15 protein-coding genes are annotated in these 15,741 nt (G+C 71.2%); 9 read left to right on the top strand and 6 right to left on the bottom strand.

The annotated features are described in order from the left end of the window. The first annotated feature begins 597 nt into the window (after nucleotides 1-597). The 3 genes from ABD671_RS16375 to ABD671_RS16365 all read left to right on the top strand — a co-directional run bounded on the left by ABD671_RS16375 (nucleotide 598) and on the right by ABD671_RS16365 (nucleotide 3,767). A complete protein-coding gene (locus tag ABD671_RS16375; protein WP_344734499.1) occupies nucleotides 598-1,923 on the top strand; it encodes an MATE family efflux transporter in 1,326 nt (441 codons plus the stop codon). 28 nt (nucleotides 1,924-1,951) lie between these two features. After that, nucleotides 1,952-2,509, top strand: coding sequence for a hypothetical protein (locus tag ABD671_RS16370; RefSeq protein ID WP_344734498.1), 558 nt, complete (start codon nucleotides 1,952-1,954; stop codon nucleotides 2,507-2,509). 88 nt (nucleotides 2,510-2,597) lie between these two features. After that, the gene (locus tag ABD671_RS16365) at nucleotides 2,598-3,767 is read left to right on the top strand and encodes a hypothetical protein (RefSeq protein ID WP_344734497.1); all 1,170 of its coding nucleotides are present in this window, start codon (nucleotides 2,598-2,600) and stop codon (nucleotides 3,765-3,767) included. A 63-nt stretch (nucleotides 3,768-3,830) separates the two neighbouring features. Here the strand turns inward: ABD671_RS16365 and rplI are convergent, their stop codons facing one another. From rplI to rpsF, 4 genes are all read right to left on the bottom strand, one after another. After that, a complete protein-coding gene (gene rplI, locus ABD671_RS16360; RefSeq protein WP_344734496.1) occupies nucleotides 3,831-4,277 on the bottom strand; it encodes a 50S ribosomal protein L9 in 447 nt (148 codons plus the stop codon). 14 nt (nucleotides 4,278-4,291) lie between these two features. Then, nucleotides 4,292-4,528 (bottom strand): 30S ribosomal protein S18, encoded by a 237-nt coding sequence (gene rpsR / locus ABD671_RS16355; RefSeq protein WP_344734495.1) that lies wholly within the window; start codon nucleotides 4,526-4,528, stop codon nucleotides 4,292-4,294. Between the two features lie 76 nt (nucleotides 4,529-4,604). Beyond that, nucleotides 4,605-5,156: a single-stranded DNA-binding protein gene (locus tag ABD671_RS16350; RefSeq protein WP_344734494.1), complete on the bottom strand. Its 552-nt coding sequence runs from the start codon at nucleotides 5,154-5,156 to the stop codon at nucleotides 4,605-4,607. Nucleotides 5,157-5,291: 135 nt separating this feature from the next. Continuing rightward, the gene (gene rpsF, locus ABD671_RS16345; RefSeq protein ID WP_344734493.1) at nucleotides 5,292-5,582 is read right to left on the bottom strand and encodes a 30S ribosomal protein S6; all 291 of its coding nucleotides are present in this window, start codon (nucleotides 5,580-5,582) and stop codon (nucleotides 5,292-5,294) included. Nucleotides 5,583-5,813: 231 nt separating this feature from the next. On the opposite strand from rpsF, the gene ABD671_RS16340 reads away from it, so the two are divergent. The 4 genes from ABD671_RS16340 to ABD671_RS16325 all read left to right on the top strand — a co-directional run bounded on the left by ABD671_RS16340 (nucleotide 5,814) and on the right by ABD671_RS16325 (nucleotide 9,938). Next, nucleotides 5,814-6,683 (top strand): protein kinase domain-containing protein, encoded by an 870-nt coding sequence (locus tag ABD671_RS16340; protein ID WP_344734492.1) that lies wholly within the window; start codon nucleotides 5,814-5,816, stop codon nucleotides 6,681-6,683. A 41-nt stretch (nucleotides 6,684-6,724) separates the two neighbouring features. Continuing rightward, the gene (locus ABD671_RS16335; protein ID WP_344734491.1) at nucleotides 6,725-7,528 is read left to right on the top strand and encodes a deoxyribonuclease IV; all 804 of its coding nucleotides are present in this window, start codon (nucleotides 6,725-6,727) and stop codon (nucleotides 7,526-7,528) included. Nucleotides 7,529-7,731: 203 nt separating this feature from the next. Then, on the top strand, nucleotides 7,732-8,868 hold the full coding sequence (locus ABD671_RS16330) for a lipid II:glycine glycyltransferase FemX (protein WP_344734508.1): 1,137 nt from the start codon (nucleotides 7,732-7,734) through the stop codon (nucleotides 8,866-8,868). Continuing rightward, on the top strand, nucleotides 8,865-9,938 hold the full coding sequence (locus ABD671_RS16325; RefSeq protein ID WP_344734490.1) for an alanine racemase: 1,074 nt from the start codon (nucleotides 8,865-8,867) through the stop codon (nucleotides 9,936-9,938). Before ABD671_RS16330 ends, ABD671_RS16325 begins: the two co-directional genes overlap by 4 nt. Here ABD671_RS16325 and ABD671_RS16320 read toward each other — a convergent pair. Together ABD671_RS16320 and ABD671_RS16315 are read right to left on the bottom strand one after the other, a co-directional pair. Continuing rightward, the gene (locus ABD671_RS16320; protein WP_344734489.1) at nucleotides 9,899-11,353 is read right to left on the bottom strand and encodes a glycosyltransferase family 87 protein; all 1,455 of its coding nucleotides are present in this window, start codon (nucleotides 11,351-11,353) and stop codon (nucleotides 9,899-9,901) included. The genes ABD671_RS16325 and ABD671_RS16320 overlap by 40 nt on opposite strands. After that, nucleotides 11,344-13,689, bottom strand: a complete 2,346-nt coding sequence (locus tag ABD671_RS16315) for a transglycosylase domain-containing protein (protein WP_344734488.1) — start codon at nucleotides 13,687-13,689, stop codon at nucleotides 11,344-11,346. The genes ABD671_RS16320 and ABD671_RS16315 overlap by 10 nt, the downstream gene beginning before the upstream one ends. Nucleotides 13,690-13,848: 159 nt before the next feature. Here ABD671_RS16315 and ABD671_RS16310 point away from each other — a divergent pair, with 159 nt between their 5' ends. Both ABD671_RS16310 and ABD671_RS16305 read left to right on the top strand, forming a co-directional pair. After that, entirely contained in the window at nucleotides 13,849-14,445 is a 597-nt protein-coding gene (locus ABD671_RS16310) for a PadR family transcriptional regulator (RefSeq protein WP_344734487.1), read from the top strand. Between the two features lie 20 nt (nucleotides 14,446-14,465). Next, complete coding sequence (locus ABD671_RS16305) at nucleotides 14,466-15,551, top strand: inositol-3-phosphate synthase (protein ID WP_344734486.1); 1,086 nt, start codon at nucleotides 14,466-14,468, stop codon at nucleotides 15,549-15,551. Nucleotides 15,552-15,741: the final 190 nt, after the last annotated feature.

The raw sequence follows: 15,741 nt of genomic DNA, 5'->3' as shown, positions 1-15,741 counted from the left end.
CGAAGCCGGCGTGCTCGGCGATGCTCATGCGGCGTTCTCCCGGAAGTCGTGGCGGTGATGGGTGGCGGTGGTCGCGGATGCGGGACGGCGTGGTCGCGCCGTGCCGACGACGCTAGAGCCCGGCACCCACAGAACCGGTGGAGGACGCTCCTGCGGCCGTCGGGGCGATGGTGGCCACCTCGGTCGACGGTGCCTCCCACCCGTCCTCGCCCGTGAACCTAGGCGCCGGGCGGCCTCCGCGGGAAGCGCCCTATCCACAGGTGCATGTGGATAACTGGGGACAGGCCGTGGAGACACGCGGAGCAGCGGTGCACAGCTTGGGGACGAAGCTGTGGAGGCGTTTCCTGAGGCGATCCTGAAAATGCCTCTGACCTGCGAAAACGTCATCCGCAGGGTGTGGAGGGGAATCAGTTCCAAGAAATTCCGAGCAGGGGATGACGGCCCGGGACGGCGAGCCCCGGTGCTTTGTCGACAAAGCTCCGCGCGCGGCGTCCTCCACAGAGCAACACGGGTTTTCCACCGATCCCGCCATAGTCCGATCGGGCCATCTGCACCGACCGAGCGGGCATCTCCTGGTCGGGACGTAAGGTCCTCGCCGTGAGGACGCCGGCGCAGCGCGAGCTCGATCGCGCCATCGCCCGGCTCGCCGTCCCGGCCTTCCTCACCCTCATCACCGAGCCGTTGCTGCTGCTCGGGGACGCCGCCATCGTCGGCCACCTCGGCACCCGCGAACTGGCCGCCCTCGGCCTGGCCGGCGCGGTCGTGCAGACCGTCATCGGCCTGTGCATCTTCCTCGCCTACGGCACCACCGCCCGCGTCGCCCGGCTGCTCGGCGCCGACGGACGGCGCGAGGCGATCGCGCAGGGCGTCGACGGCCTGGCCCTGGCCGTCGTCATCGGGGTGCCGGTCACCCTCGGGGTCGCGCTGGCTGCGCGCCCGCTCGTCGACCTCTTCGGTGCGGGCGAGGAGGTCGCCACGGAGGCCGCGGCCTATCTGCGGGTCGCCGCCCTCGGTGTCACGCCGCTGCTGGTGATGCTCGCGGCCACCGGGGTGCTGCGCGGCCTCCAGGACACCCGGACCCCGCTCGTGGTGGCGGTCGGCGGCAACCTGGCGAACCTCGCCCTCAACGCCGTCCTGGTCTACCCGGCCGGGCTCGGCCTGCAGGGGTCGGCGCTCGGCTCGGTGATCGCGCAGGTGCTGATGGCGGCGGCCCTCACGGTCGCGGTCGCGCGGGGCGCACGGTCGGCGGGCGCCCGGCTGCGCCCGCGTGCGTCGGGCGTCGCGCTGATCGCCCGCGCCGGGCTGCCGCTCATCGTGCGCACCCTCACCCTGCGCGCCGCGCTCCTGCTCACCACCTACGCGGTGACGCTCGGTGCCACCGGACGCGCGCTCGAGGTCGACCTCGCCACGCACCAGCTGGCCACCACGGTGTGGAGCCTGCTGGCGTTCGTGCTCGACGCCCTCGCGATCGCCGCGCAGGCGCTCACCGGGCGCAGTCTGGGAGCCGGGGACGTCGCGGAGGTGCGTGCCATCACCCGGCGCCTCCTCGGCTGGTCGGTCGTCGTCGGGGTGGTCACCGGCGTCGCGGTGGCGCTTGCCAGCCCGGTGCTCGGCGTCCCGTTCACCGACGACACCGCCGTCCGCGACCGCCTCGTGCCCGTGCTGCTCGTCGCCGCCGTCGGGCAGCTCCTCGCCGGGCCGGTGTTCCTGCTCGACGGCGTCCTCATCGGGGCCGGCGACGGGCGCTACCTCGCCATCGCCGGCGTGGTGGTCGGTCTCGTCTATGCGCCCCTCGTGCTGCTGGCAGGCCCGCACGGACTCGTCGCGGTCTGGAGCGTGTTCGTCGTCGTCCTCATGGGCGGGCGAGCGCTCACCCTGTTCCAGCGCGCCCGCGGTGGGGCCTGGATGGTCACCGGGACCTAGGGGCCACACCCGCCACTAGACTCCCCCGGTGCCCATGCGACAGATCGGAATCGGTCTGCTGGTGGTCGTGTTCGCGGTCCGGGTGGCCGGCTTCGACGTGCTGTGCGACCCGGTCGGGTGGCTGCTGGTGATCGGCGCGAGCCAGCGCATCGGCGGCGACGACCGCTCCCGCTCGCGGGTGACGTCCGCCGCCGTGACGGCGTTCGTGGTCTCGGTGCCGCTCGCGGTGCCGGCGCTCGCCGCGTGGGTGCGGGACGCCGACCCGTCGGTGGCGTGGGCGCTGAGCCTGCCGCAGATCGTGTTGGTGCTGCTGCTGGCGCTGCACCTGGGAGCGAGCGCCCAGGCCGCCGGGGACGTCGACGCCGCCGCGTGGTGGCGCTGGGCGCGCACGGGCGCGATCGTGGTGGCCCTGGCCCCGGTCATCGTCTACCCGACCGGGTCGGATGAACTGATCGGACTCACGCTCCTGCTGAGCCTGCTGACCATGCTGTTCACCGTCGGCCTGCTGCTGCGCCACGCCCCGCGCGGGTGGGCCGGCTCGACCGGTCCAGTCATTTCGGCCCCGGAGCCGCCGTCGGCTTCGTAACCTGGGACGTCAGCTCCGACGCTGGACTCCCACCCCGCCAAACCCGAGGTCGCTCGACCTCGCCGACCCGAACCTCGAAGGACGTCCCATGATCCACCCCCGCCTCCTGCGGCGCACCGCGCTCGCGGCCGCGGTCGGGCTCACCGGCGCGCTGCTGCCCGTCGTCCTGACCATGCCGCCCGCCCAGGCGGCCGACGGCCCGTGCCTGAGCGAGAAGCCCACCGGCGGATCGCTCCTCGGTGGCGGCACGCGGTGCGACGACGTCAACCAGCCCGACACCACGATCACCTCGGCCACGCCCACGCCGACCAGCGGCGGCTACATCAACTCCAAGAGCATCAGCATCGCGTTCGCCGGCGCCTACGCCGACGCCGACACCGACCCGATCTCCTTCGAGTGCAAGTTCCAGGACCCGACCCAGGCGGCGGCGTCCTGGTCGGCCTGCACGAGCCCGTTCTCCAAGAGCGACCTCAACGACTCCAAGGCCGGCAACTACACATTCTCGGTGCGAGCGCTTGACTCCAACGACAACGCCATCGACGCCACCTCCAAGCCCTCGGGCCTGGGTGGCAGCGGTGCGACCTCCGACATCCCGGACCTCGACGAGTCGCCGGCGACGATGAGCTTCCGGGTCGACACCGTCGCGCCGGCCGTCTACATCCTCAACGTGCCCTTCGACGCCGACAACCCCGACAAGCCGCTCGTCTACACCCAGAGTCCGAGCTTCCGGCTGGCGGCCAGCGAGGCGAACGTCGCGCTCACCTGCACGATCGACACCACCGACTACCCCTGCCAGGTCGGCATCACGACCTTCGCCGACCTGCCGCCGGGTGACCACACCCTCACCGTCAACGGCGCCGACCCGGCCGGCAACACCGACCCGACGCCGGAGTCGGTGCAGTTCGCGGTGCCGGAGAACATCACCACCACCTCCAAGGCGTGGACGACGCTGAAGCAGTCGACCTACGTCGGCGGCGACTACATCACCACCCGCACCAAGGGCGCCTCGGTGCGGGTGCCGGCCGACAACTACCGCGACCTGCGACTCCTGTGCAGCACGGGCCCGAAGTACGGCGTCGTGCAGCTGATCTTCCCCTCCGGCAAGCCGGTCACCATCGACCTGTACCGGAAGAAGCGGACCCGTCACGACATCATCGTGATCCAGGACCGCTTCTCCCAGCTGCGCACCGGAGGGGTCACCATCAAGGTGATCAGCGACAACAAGCCCGTCATCCTCGACGGCCTGCTCGCCCACTGATCCCGGACAGCACGAGGCCCGGCCCCCGCAGGGGGCCGGGCCTCGTCGTTCTTCGTCGGTGCGTCAGGCCTTGACGACGTTGAGCGCCACCGTGGCGGTGACCTCGTCGTGCAGCCGGACGGTGACCTCGTGGGCGCCGAGCGCCTTGATCGGGTTCTTCACCGCGATGGTGCGCTTGTCGACGGCCTCGCCGGACGCCTCGCCGAGGGCGGCGGCGATCTCGGCGACGGTGACGGCGCCGAAGAGGCGACCGCCCTCACCGGCACGGACCTTGACGTTGACCGCAGCGCCCTCGAGCTTGCCCTTGATCTCGGCGGCGTGGCCGAGGTCGCGGACGGCGCGAGCCGCGCGAGCGGCCTTGATCGACTCGACGGTCTTCTCGCCGCCGCGGGTCCAGCGGATGCCGAGGCCCTGGGGCACGAGGTAGTTGCGGCCGTAGCCGTCCTTCACCTCGACGACGTCGCCGGGGCCACCGAGGCCGGTGACCTCCTGGGTCAGGATGAGCTTCATCTTCTCGGCTCCTCTCAGCGACCGGTGGACGTGTAGGGCAGCAGGGCGACCTCGCGCGCGTTCTTGACGGCGGTGGCCACGTCGCGCTGGTGCTGGACGCAGTTGCCGGTCACACGACGGGCGCGGATCTTGCCGCGGTCGGAGATGAACTTGCGGAGCAGGGCGGCGTCCTTGTAGTCGACGCCGGTCGCCTTCTCCTTGCAGAACTGGCAAACCTTCTTCTTCGGCTTGCGCATCACTGCCTTGGCCATTGTGGTGCTTCCTTGTCAGTAAGCCCGTCCCGGAGTGGCTACCGGGTCGGAATGGTGAAGGGTGAGCGGAACAGGATCAGAACGGGGGCTCGTCGGCGACGTTCGGCGTCGCCCACGGGTCGGCGGCCGGGCGCTGCTGGCCGCCGCCGTAACCACCCTGGCCGCCGCTGGGAGCGGCGGGCGCCGAGGAGGCCCACGGGTCGTCGCCGCCACCGCCGGCGGGGGCACCCCCGCCGTAGCCGCCACCACCGCCACCGCCGGAGCGGGTGGCGCGGGTGACCTTGGCCGTGGCGTACTTCAGGCTCGGGCCGACCTCTTCGACCTCGATCTCGAAGACCGTGCGCTTCTCGCCCTCGCGCGTCTCGTACTGACGCGACTTCAGGCGGCCCTGGACGACGACACGCATGCCGCGCTGCAGGGACTCGGCGACGTTCTCCGCGGCCTGGCGCCACACCGAGCAGGAGAGGTACAGCGATTCGCCGTCCTTCCACTCGTTGCTCTGCCGGTCGAAGGTGCGCGGCGTCGACGCGATCCGGAAGTTCGCCACGGCCGCCCCCGAGGGGGTGAAACGCAGCTCCGGGTCGTCGACGAGGTTGCCGACCACCGTGATGACGGTCTCGCCTGCCATGAGGTCTCCCTAGCTGATCCTGGTGCTGGTGATGTCCGAAAGAGGAGTGCGGGGCCATCGTGGCCGGTCGCACCGACATTCGGACAGGGGTCGTCCACAGACGACGTCCGCGAGGCGGGGCGTGCGCCCCGGACCTCAGTGGACGTCGGGGCGGATGACCTTCGTACGCAGGATCGACTCGTTCAGCGTGAGCTGGCGGTCGAGCTCCTTGACGGTCGCAGGCTCGGCCGTCAGCGAGAGCACCGCGTAGATGCCCTCGGCGTTCTTCTTGATCTCGTAGGCCAGCCGGCGGCGGCCCCACACGTCGACGGACTCCACAGAGCCGCCGTCCTTGGTCACGACGTTGAGGTACTTCTCGAGGGACGGCGCGATGGTGCGCTCTTCGAGACTCGGGTCGAGGATGACCATGACTTCGTAAGCACGCAAAGCGGTCTCCACCTCCTCTGGACTCGGCGGCCACGGTCTCTCCGTGGCAGGAGGGCGTTGCGTCGACCGGCCCGATGGGCCGGCCTGACCGGTGCCGCCACCCGTCGGTGGGCGCGCGCACGCGGACAGGAGAGGCTAGCAGTCGGCGCGGGGCCGGGTCGAAACGCGGCGGTCGTCCACAGATCGGCGGCGGACGGCGTGGGGCTGCGGCGACGCGGGCAGGGTGCGGTCATGACCGATGCCGCCGTCCGACCGCTGCGCATCGCGGGTCGCTACGACCTCGGTCCGGTGATCGGCCGCGGCGGCACCGGCGTCGTCCGCGCGGCCTGGGATCGGCGCGAGCGGCGCCTGCTCGCCGCGAAGGTGCTGCCCGCCGACAACGCCGCGCTCGCCCAGGCCGCGCACGAGCGGGCGCTCGAGCTCGCGCACCCCCATCTGCTCGGCACCGTCGGGTGGGTGGCCGAGGACGGCATCGTGCTGCTGCTCGCGCCGCTGGCCACCGGCGGCAGCCTGCGCGACCAGGTCGAGCAGGCCGGAGCGCCGCCGCCCGCCGTCGTCCACGCGGTGCTCGATCAGGTGCTGGCCGGGCTCGCCGGACTGCACGAGCGCGGCTGGGTGCACCGCGACGTGACGCCGGCGAACGTGCTGCTCGACGCCGGCACCGGACCCTGGCGGGTGCGTCTGGGCGACCTCGGGATCGCCGCGCCGGAGGGCACACCGCAGCCGCCGGGCACCGCGCCGGGCACCGCGGGCTTCCTGGCTCCCGAGGCCGCCGGCGGGGCGCCGGTCGATCGGCGCCAGGACCTCTATGCCGTCGGCGTCCTCGGACGCCGGCTGCTCGCCCTGGGTCGGCCCCCACCGGCGGCCCGCTCGCTCCTCGCCGTCCTCGAGCAGCTCGCCGACCCGGCACCGTGGCGGCGTCCCGGTTCCGCGGACGACGCCCGTGCGCTCCTGCGCGAGACGGCCCGGCAGCTGCCGCCGGCACACGCGCCGGAGGTGCCGGCGCGTGCGACGACGCCGCCCGCGCCAGGATGGATCCCGGCGGCACGGGCGGCGTCGGCCTGGTTCAGGCCTTCGCGCCGCGCAGGCCCAGCCCGGTGATCGCGGTGGCGCTGTCGGCGTCCGCTCGTAGGGTGGCCGTCATGACGACCCCGCCCATCGGAGCCCACGTCGACCAGGCCGACCCGATCGCCGAGGCGATCGCCCGCGACGCCCCGCTGGTGCAGTTCTTCCTCGGCGACCCGCAGGGGTATAAGGGCCCGGAGTTCGCCTATCCGGGCGGTGCGGAGGCGTTGCGTGCGGCCGCCGAGGAGGCCGGCGTCGACCTCTACGTGCACGCGCCGTACATCGTCAACGTGGCCACCACGAACAACCGCATCCGCATCCCGAGCCGCAAGCTGCTCCAGCAGCATGTCGACGCAGCCGCCTCGATCGGCGCGAAGGGGCTGATCGTCCACGGCGGACACGTCAACAAGAGCGACGACCCCGAGAAGGGCTTCGACAACTGGCGCAAGGCCATCGAGGCCACCGACCTCACGCTCCCGCTGCTCATCGAGAACACCGCGGGCGGCGACAACGCGATGACCCGTCACCTCGATCGCATCGCCCGCGTGTGGGAGGCGATCTCGGGGGCCGAGGGGTTCGAGCAGGTCGGGTTCTGTCTCGACACCTGCCACGCGCACGCCGGCGGCAACGAGCTGGAGACGGTGGTGGAGAAGGTGCGCGCCATCACCGGTCGCATCGATCTGGTGCACTGCAACGACAGCCGCGACGACTTCGACTCCGGGGCCGACCGGCACGCGAACTTCGGTGCGGGCCGCATCGACCCGCAGCTGCTGGCCGCCGTCGTCCGCGACGCGGGCGCGCCGGTGGTGTGCGAGACGCCGGGTGGGGCGGCCGAGCATGTGGCCGACTTCGCGTGGCTGCGGGAGCGGCTCGACAGCTGAGCTGCGGGAGCGGCTCGACGGCTGAGCTGCGGCCCCCGGTGATCGAGGTGGGAGCGCGGCGAGCCTCGAGACCCCGGTACCGGACGGCGCCTACCTGCGGGGGTTTCGAGGCCCTCGCCCAGGGGCTCGGGCACCTCAACCACCGGAGTCCTCGACCACCCCACCCCGATAGGCCCGCGTCCACCGGTAGCCTCGGCCCCGTGCTGAGCGTCCGTGAGATCACCCCCGCCGAGCACCTCGCCTTCCTCGACTCCCGCCGGTCGGCGAGCTTCCTGCAGACCCCTGCCTGGGGCCGGGTCAAGGCGGAGTGGCGTCATCAGTCGCTGGGCTGGTTCGAGGGCGAGAAGCTGATCGGGGCGGGCCTGGTGCTCTACCGGCAGCTGCCGAAGGTCAAGCGCTACCTCGCCTACCTGCCCGAGGGTCCCGACCTGGACTGGGCCGACGACGATCTCGAGCGCTGGCTGGCGCCGCTGACCGCCCACCTGAAGGGGCAGGGCGCGTTCGCGGTGCGCATGGGCCCGCCGGTGGTCGTGCGCCAGTGGTCGGCCGCGCAGGTGAAGGACGGCATCGCCGACCCCGCCGTCCGGCGCCTGGGCGACCTGGCACCGGAGGCCCGCGACCACGTCGGCGCCCGGGTGGTCTCCCAGCTGCGCGAGCTCGGCTGGCGTCCGCAGCTCGCCGAGGGCGGCTTCAGCGCCGGTCAGCCGCAGTACGTCTTCTGGATCCCGCTGCGCACCGCCGACGGCGAGCAGCGCACCGAGGCCGACGTGCTGGCCGGCATGAACCAGCTGTGGCGACGCAACATCAAGAAGGCCGAGAAGTCCGGTGTCGAGGTGCGCACGGCGACCGCCGAGACGCTGGCCGACGACCTCGCCGCCTTCCACGCCCTCTACGCGCACACGGCCGAGCGCGACCATTTCACCCCGCGCCCGCTCTCCTACTTCCGCACGATGGCCGACGCCCTGGGGTCGGAGGCGCCGGAGCGTTTCCGCCTGCACCTCGCCCATCACGAGGGCGACCTCGTGGCCGCGACCATCGCGATCCGGGTGGGCGGTCACGCCTGGTACTCCTACGGCGCGAGCTCGACCGAGAAGCGCGAGGTGCGCGGCTCGAACGCCGTCCAGTGGGCGATGATCCGCGAGGCCCTGGCCGCCGGATGCGACGTCTACGACCTGCGCGGCATCACCGACACCCTGGACGCCGACGACCCGCACGTGGGGCTCATCCAGTTCAAGGTCGGCACCGGCGGCGAGGCCGTCGAGTACGTCGGCGAGTGGGACCTGCCGCTCAACCGCGCGATCTACCAGGCCTTCCAGCTCTACCTGCGGCGGCGCTCATGAGCCTCGTCCTCACCGTCGACGGTGACCGCTGGCGCGCCCACCTGCGCGGCGTCGCCGAGCGCCACCCGGGTCTCGTGCCGGTCGTCAAGGGCAACGGCTACGGCTTCGGCCTGGGTCGGCTGGCCCGCAAGGCGCAGTGGCTCGGGGTCGACACCCTCGCCGTGGGCACCTACGACGAGATCGCCCACGTCGCGAGCCGCTTCGAGGGCGACATCGTCGTGCTCACCCCCTGGCGGCCCTTCGGCACCGCGGTCGAGGTGCTGGACGACGACACGCTCGTCCGCCGCGTCATCCACACCGTGAGCCGCACGGTCGACCTGCCCGACCTGCTCGGACGCCGTCCCGACGCGCGGTTCGTGCTCGAACGCCTCACCTCCATGCAGCGCCACGGCCTGGCGGCCCGCGAGCTGTGGGCGCTGGCCCCCACGCTGGCCGACCATCCGAAGGCGCGCCTGGAGGGCATCGCGATGCACCTGCCGCTGGCCCAGGGCTCGCACCTCTCCCAGGTGGGTCGGCTGATGACCGACGTCGTCGGCGCCGAACTGCCGGCGGTGGCCGGGGCGCGACGCATCTGGGTCAGCCACCTCACCGACGAGGAGCTGACGAGTCTGCGCGCCTCCTACGCCGACTTCGAGTTCCGCCCGCGCATCGGCACCGGCCTGTGGCTGGGCGACCGCGGCGCGCTGCGGGTCACCGCGACGGTGCTCGACGTCCATGCGGTCGAGCGCGGCGACTCCTTCGGCTACCGCGGCCGCACGGCACCGAAGGCGGGCCACCTGCTCGTGGTCTCCGGCGGCACCGCCCACGGCATCGGCCTGGAGGCGCCCACGGGCGACCTCAACCTCAAGGGCCGGGCGGGCACCCTGGCGCGCGGCGGTCTCGACGCGCTCGGCTTCGTGCGCTCGCCGTTCTCGATCGACGGCAAGCAGCGGCTCTTCGCCGAGCCCCCTCACATGCAGGCCTCGATGCTCTTCCTCCCGGCGGGCAGCCGCGTGCCCGCGGTGGGCGAGCAGGTCGACGTGCGGGTGCGCTACACCACCACGGCGTTCGACCACGTCGTGCTCGGCTGACCCTCGAGGTCGTCCTCCGCAGCGTCGTCCGGGTCGCGGCGCAGCAGGTCGCGCACGATGAGCGCGGCCAGGTAGAGCTCGCCGGCCATCCGCACGATGATCGCCAGCCAGTAGAACCCGGCGTCCCCGTCGCCGGGCGGGTTGAGCTCGCCGGCGAGGTACCACCAGACGGCGGCGAAGTAGAAGAGCTCGGTGGCCTGCCACACGATCTGGTCGCGCCACCGCGGACGAGCCAGCGCCGCCAGCGGCAGCAGCCACAGCACGTACTGCGGGGAGTACACCTTGTTGACCAGCAGCAGCCCGACCACGATCAGGTAGCCGAGCTGGGCCAGCGTCGGTGTGCGCCGGGCGGCGAGCCCGACGAGCAGGACGCCGACGCACCAGAACCCGAAGAAGCCCCACGAGCCCACGTTGACCGCATGCGGGGTGATCGTGCGGTCGAGGGCCTGACTGGCGACCAGCCAGATCGAGCCGAGGTCGGGGCCGCGGTCGGAGTTGAACGACCAGAACACCCGCCACGCCGAGGCGTCGACGCCGTCACCGTGCACCACGGCGGGAAGGTTCAGCGCCACCCACGAGGCCACCGCCCCGAAGAACGCCCACGCGAACGGCCCGAGCTGGCGACGCCGGAGACAGAGCACCAGCACACCGCCGAGGAGGAACAGCGGATACAGCTTCGTGGCGGTGCCCAGCCCGATGAGGACGCCGGTGAGCATCGGCCGGCCGCGCGCCCAGGCGTAGAGGGCGCCGGCCACGCACACGACCGCGAGCAGGTCCCAGTTGATGATGCCGGTGAGCGCGAGCGTCGGGGACGCCGCCACGAACAACGCGTCCCACGGACGACGACGGTCGACCCCGGCGAGCAGCCACACCGCCAGCAGGGCGGCGGCGGCGAAGCCGAGGGTGTTGACGAAGACGAACATGCGGATCTCGTCCTGCACGTCGGGGCGGCCGTAGAGGCTGTCGACGTCGAGCTGACGCCGCGCGTCGAGGTCGGGAGCACCGGCGAGCTGCTGGGCCGCCCACGCTGTGCCGTAGGCCCAGTAGGAGATGCCGACCGGGTACTCCATCACCTGCGGGTAGCGCAGCCGCGCCTCGGCGTCGTCGGTGTAGGGCCACAGGCGCTCGACGAACCCGCGCCCGGTGTAGAGGTAGGGCAGGTCGGAGTAGCACATGTGCGTGTACCGCGCGTCGCCGAGATTCCAGTTCTTCTCCGCGCAGGTGTTCTTCTGCACCATGCCGAGCGCGAAGCAGACGGCGGTGATCAGCAGCAGCACCCGCACCGGCGTCCACCAGCGGTGACCGCCGGCATGCGCACCCTGCGGGCCGCCGATGCCCTCGCTGAGCAGGCGCGCGGCAGGGTCCTCCCAGGTCGGACGGACCAGGCCGTCCTCCGGCCCGTGGGTCAGGCCCACGGCCAGAACCAGGACGCCGGGAACCGAGGCAGGTACCACCGCGACGTCGGGACGACGGCCGCCGCGAACGCGGGCCGTCCCAGCACCCGACCCTGGGCCTGACCGGACGGCGTCGGCGTCGGGGTCGGCGTCGGCGTCTCGGTCGCCGGGCAGCCCAGGAGCGGGCAGTCGGTCGGCGTCGGAGTGGGCGTCGGCGTCGGAGTGGGCGTCGGAGTGGGGGTCGGGGTGGGCGTCGGGGTCGGCGTGGCCGAGGGCGTCTTGCTCGGCTTCGGCGTCGGCTTGGGCGGCGCGGTGGGCGCGTGACCGGACTCCGGGGCGTCGCCGTCGACGTAGACGGGCTCGGGGAACTCCTCGACCGGCAGGCCCTCCATCTCGGCCTGCATGATCGCCGTCCAGGTGCGGGTCGGGTAGTCGGCGCCGAAGTAGCTCGGCAGGTACCGCGTGCCGTCCTTGTTGAAGTCGATCGGGTCGTAGCCGTCGCCGCGTGCGTACATGACCGCGGTGGCCATCTGCGGGGTGTACCCGACGAACCAGGAGGAGACGACGTTGCCGTCGTCGTTGGTGGCGGTGCCGGTCTTGCCGGCGGCCGGCCGCCCGAGCGCCTGCGCGTTCGCGCCGGTGCCCGCCCTGACCACCTGCTGGGCGGTGTAGGAGACGTCGGCGGCGACGTCGGCGCTCATCGCGCGCGTGGTCTCGTTGGCGAAGGTGTAGTCGTCGCCGTCGGGCGAGGTGACCTTGTCGATGATGTGGACGTCGGCCCGCACGCCCTTGTTGGCGAGGGTGGCGTAGGCGTTGGCCATGTTGATCGGGCTGATGCGGGCGGTGCCCAGCGTGACGCGCGAGGTCGGGTCGAGGTCGCCGGAGGTGTTGGGCAGACCCGGGTAGCGCTGGTCGGCCTCGTTCGGCGGCACGCCCATCTTCTCGGCCATGGCGACGACCTTCTGGGGTCCGTTGTCCATGGAGGCTGTCATGTCGATGAACGCGGTGTTGATCGACTGCTCCATCGCGTAGATCGCGTTCACCGCCGAGCCGTAGTCGTTGCCGAGGCCGGGACCCTCGTTGACGACCTTCGAGCCGTCGGGGAAGTAGTAGGGCGAGTTGCCCTCGAAGGTGTCCTTGATCGCGTAGCCGTCGGTGACGGCGGCGGCGAGTGCGAACGGCTTGAAGGTCGAGCCGACCGAGGCGCCCCGCAGCGCCCAGTTGATCTGGGAGGTGAGGAAGTCCTGGCCGGCGTAGAAGCCGCGCAGCGCGCCGGTGCCGGGCTCGACGCTCGCGGCCGCGACGTGCAGGAACTTGTCGCTGAAGCCGTCGGGTCGCTGCGCCTTGACGCCGTCCTCGACGGCCGCCATCGCCTCGGGGGTCAGCGTCGTGGTGATGCGCAGACCGCCGCCGACGATCTGGTCCTCCTGGTAGCCGAGATCGAGCAGCTCCTGCTTGACCATGGCGAGCACGTGGCCGCGCTGGCCGCCGTAGGTGCTCTCGGCCTTCACCTGCGGGAAGGGCGGCAGCCGCCGTTCGGCCCGGGTGGCCTCGTCGGAGGTGATCGAGCCCAGCTTGGCCATGCTCTCCAGCACGTACTCGTAGCGACCCTTGAGCGCCCGCTTGTTGTCCTGGCCGTTGGCCGGGTCGAACTGGGTCGGGTTGTTGATCACCGAGGCCAGCACCGCGGCCTGGCGCAGGCTGAGGTCCTTGGCGTCGACGTCGAACCAGGTCTTGGCCGCCGCCTGGATGCCGTAGGCGCCACGGCCGAAGTAGATGGTGTTGAGGTAGCCCTCGAGGATCTGGGTCTTGCTCAGCTGGCGCTGGAGCTTGAGCGCCAGGATCGCCTCCTTCAGCTTGCGCGTGTAGGAGCGCTCCTGGTTGAGGTAGAGGATCTTCACGTACTGCTGGGTGATCGTCGAGCCGCCCTGCACCGCGTCGCCCTGGGCGTTGTTGAGCGCGGCCCGCACGATGCCCTTCGGGTCGATGCCCTTGTCGGTGTAGAAGGTCTGGTTCTCCGCGGCGACGACGGCGTCCTTGATGTTCTGCGGCATCTGGGAGAACGGGATCGAGACGCGGTTCTGGTTGGCGAACTGCCCGATCTCGGTCTTGCCGTCGGCGTAGTAGACGAACGAGGTCTGGGTCTGGAAATCGCTGTTCGGGTCGGGGATGTCGATGCTGCGGTAGGCGACGTAGAAGCCGGCGGCGCTCAGCAGGAAGCCCACGAGCCCGGCCAGGAGCCCCCACTTGAGCACGAGCAGCGACCGCTGCTTCCACGTGCGCCGGGTCTTGGGCGCCTTGGCCCCCTTGGCCGTCTTCTTGACGGCGGGGCCGGCAGCCCTGCGCTTTCCGCTCACTCGTCAGGCTCCGCTGGTCGGGATCAGATCCAGGTCAGGGTACGGATCGCGCCGCACCACGCCCAACACGCCGTCCGAACGCGCGTGTGGGAGGCGTCTCGTTCACCTACGATCCATCGAAAGTTCCGCTCCCGCGGATATATCGCTACGATATGTCTCGTGGCACGTCGCGCAGAGACCATCGAGCTCGCAGTCCTCGGACTGCTGCACGAGGGACCCATGCACGGCTACGAGCTCCGCAAGCGGCTCAACCTGATGCTCGGCTGGGGTCGGGTGCTGTCCTACGGCTCCCTCTACCCCACGCTGAAGAAGATGCTGCGCAGCAACCTCATCGAGGAGACCACCTCGACCACGGCGGCGACCTCTCGCCGTCCGCGCATCGTCTACCAGGTCACCGACGCCGGCCACCGCGAGTTCGAGCGCCTCATGTCGGAGGTCGGTCCTGCCGCCTGGGAGGACGACACCTTCGACATCCGGTTCGCGTTCTTCTCCTCCACCGACATGGAGATCCGGCTGCGGGTGCTCGAGGGCCGCCGTACCCGCCTCCAGGAGCGGCTCGAGCGCGTCCAGCAGCAACTGCAGATGACGCAGAAGGAGGTCGACCGGTACGCCGCCGAGCTGCAACGGCACGGCGTCGAGTCGGTCGAACGAGAGGTCCGGTGGCTCTCCGACCTCATCAACGCCGAGCGCAACACCCCCCCTGCCACCGCTCCTCGTGGCATCCCGACTGCCGGCCCCGTGGCCGACCAACAGTGAGACAGGAAGGAAGCGACCCGATGGGTTCGGTTCGAGTAGCAATCGTGGGAGTCGGCAACTGTGCCACCTCCCTGATCCAAGGCGTCACCTACTACAAGGACGCCGACCCGGCGGGCACCGTCCCCGGCCTCATGCACGTCGTCTTCGGTGACTACCACGTCAAGGACGTCGAGTTCGTCGCCGCCTTCGACGTCGACGACAAGAAGGTCGGCAAGGACCTCTCCGAGGCCATCAACGCCTCGGAGAACAACACGATCAAGATCTGCGACGTGCCGACCCTCGGTGTCGAGGTGCAGCGCGGCCCGACCCTCGACGGTCTGGGCAAGTACTACCGCATGACGATCGAGGAGTCCGCGGCCGAGCCGGTCGACGTCGTCCAGATCCTCAAGGACCGCAACGTCGACGTCCTCGTCTCCTACCTCCCGGTGGGCTCCGAGCAGGCCGACAAGTTCTACGCCCAGTGCGCCATCGACGCCGGCGTGGCCTTCGTCAACGCCCTGCCCGTCTTCATCGCCTCCGACCCCGAGTGGGCCAAGAAGTTCGAGGACGCCGGCGTCCCGATCGTCGGCGACGACATCAAGAGCCAGGTCGGCGCCACCATCACCCACCGCGTGATGGCGAAGCTGTTCGAGGACCGCGGCGTGGTGCTCGACCGCACCTACCAGCTCAACGTCGGCGGCAACATGGACTTCAAGAACATGCTCGAGCGCGAGCGCCTGGAGTCCAAGAAGATCTCCAAGACCCAGGCCGTCACCTCGAACCTCAACGGTCCGCTCTCGGGCCTGGTCGACGACAAGAACGTGCACATCGGCCCGTCCGACTACGTCGCGTGGCTCGACGACCGCAAGTGGGCCTACGTGCGCCTCGAGGGTCGCGCGTTCGGCGACGTCCCGCTGAACCTGGAGTACAAGCTCGAGGTCTGGGACTCCCCGAACTCCGCCGGCATCATCATCGACGCCGTCCGCGCCGCGAAGATCGCCAAGGACCGCGGCCTCGGCGGCCCGATCATCTCGGCGTCGTCCTACCTCATGAAGAGCCCGCCGGTGCAGCTGCCCGACGACGAGGGTCGCCGCCGCGTCGAGGCCTTCATCAAGGGCGACGAGTGACCCTGAGGCACCAAGGGGCACTCGTCTCGCCCGCAGGTTGAGCACGAAGCGCACCTGAACCACCCGCCACGGGCCCATCGGAGGAGACTCCGGTGGGCCCGTGCGGTATTTCCGCAAGGTTTCAATCCGGGAAGGGGTCGTAACCCCGGATCGTCGCGTCTCGTTGGGACGGCGATCGGGCATCCGCCCG

The organism is Nocardioides fonticola (assembly GCF_039536805.1).
Taxonomy (GTDB): Bacteria; Actinomycetota; Actinomycetes; order Propionibacteriales; family Nocardioidaceae; genus Nocardioides; species Nocardioides fonticola.
This window is presented reverse-complemented; position numbering and strand designations above follow the sequence as displayed.